This is a genomic window from Dorea sp. OM07-5, from assembly GCF_003481355.1.
Taxonomy (GTDB): Bacteria; Bacillota; Clostridia; order Lachnospirales; family Lachnospiraceae; genus Dorea_D; species Dorea_D hominis.
Genome location: NZ_QUKZ01000040.1, coordinates 614 through 2,449, shown reverse-complemented (window position 1 = coordinate 2,449; position 1,836 = coordinate 614). Strand labels below are relative to the sequence as shown.

Below are 1,836 nucleotides of genomic sequence, written 5' to 3'. Positions count from 1 at the left end.
TGCTGGAAATGGTGTGGCTTCTTTGCTACGGTAACCTGGAAACTGCTGCTTAAATTACCTACCGATATTTTTACTGTATGTGTGCCGGTTTTGTCCGAAGAAAATGTCGTATCCACATCATATAAGCCGACTGCCATAATAGAAGTACTGCCTCGTTTTAAAGTTACTGTTAAACCGTTCAGTCTCAGCTTTTCACCGTAATAATAATCCTTTTTCACACTGTCCGTGTTCAGGATCAGCTCCAGTGGTTTCAGACGAAGTGGATTGCCTGTACTGCTGTCGTTCGTCAGATAACCTGCGCCTCCGTAACCAATTTTATCACAATTAAAATTCTCTTCTTTACGAACCTGTGGTGCATTTCCCTGCTCTACCTTTGCAGATGTATTTCCCGTATAATTAGATTCATCCGCATCAGTTCCGGAATAAACAATACAATTCTCCGCTGTCAGGCCCGAACTCATTCCCACAAATGTGCCAAACAGTCTGTTGTATGCAGAATCTGAAGTCTCCGCTCTTTTCCGGAAGCTCCAGCAATTATTCATTTTAGACTTACTGTATGCACTTCCGATCAGTCCTCCTGTATAGCTTCCCGGCGATTCCGTATCCGTACACCAGTTTACAATCTCGCCTCCCTCTCGTCCACTATAGGTAAGTGTTCCGCTGTTATCCATATATCCAACAAGTCCACCAACGTTACCTTTGACACTTCCATTTGGAGATCCTATATTCATAGCTACATTTCTTGTAATACATCCGGTTATACTGCCACCATTCACCATGCCGGCAATACCACCGACATATACTTTTCCGCTATTTCCCGGTGTAAATATAATCTTACTGTCTACAACTTCACACCTTTCAATTCTTCCACTTTTGTTTACTTTACCTGCGATAACTCCTATTCTGTAAATACCGCCACTTACACCTTGGGGATTCAGATTTTCATTTTCGATAATCAGATCCTGCACTGCACCGGAAAGATTGGTAAACATTCCATAAAAGGATATACCTGTTATATCAATATTCGAAAATTTATGTCCGTTTCCAAAAAACTGTCCAGTAAACTCACGAGATACCGGATTAAATAATGTCGTTGAAAAATCCAGGTCTGCTTCCAGTGATATTATTGCATTCGAGAATTCTTCGCCCCTTGAAAATTTATCATAGTCACCAAGCGTTTTAATCACATACGGATACTCCACAGTTCCATATCCACCGGATAATTTCCCCGCTTTAATGGTAAATGTATATGTGTGTAGTTTGATCTTCTGATTCTCCGGAATTTTTTCTGAAACTTCTTCCGAAGTATTCCCGGAAACAGTACAGTACATATCCACTTTAATCTCTTTGCCTTCTGCCAGATTCTCATCAAATGTAAGTTTATTACCATCCACCTGAACCTGATTGTCAGATGTTTCATAACTGTATTTACATACATTTCCAAATATCTTGCTGTACTTGCTTCCAAAATATGCATCCAGGATCTGTTCTGACTCCGGCAGAGAAGCGGAAGAGCCCGGTTCTACATCCATCTGGCTGTCCTTCAACGTACGGTTCGTTGTACCACCATCTCCCTGATATAACACTTTCTGATTTTCCACCGAACAGAAATGTTTATTCAGATCATAGAACATCTGGGCTGTCGTTGTTACATTCGTTTCCAGTACCGTCTTTAAATTATTCTTGATCTCGGACTTTGACAACAGGATATCCTGCCCTACCTGATAGCTGCCCAGATTATTTTGTCTGATATAAGTATTCTGATATAAGATCAGTGCCATATAATAATAATTTGCCAGACAATAACTGTAATACGTCTGTGCTACAAACTGTTTG

The 1,836-nt window shown here is 40.5% G+C and carries 1 protein-coding gene; it reads right to left on the bottom strand.

From position 1 onward, the window contains the following. Positions 1-1,836 (bottom strand): bacterial Ig-like domain-containing protein (locus DXC04_RS15250; RefSeq protein ID WP_199692559.1); only part of this gene is annotated, 1,836 nt, incomplete at both ends.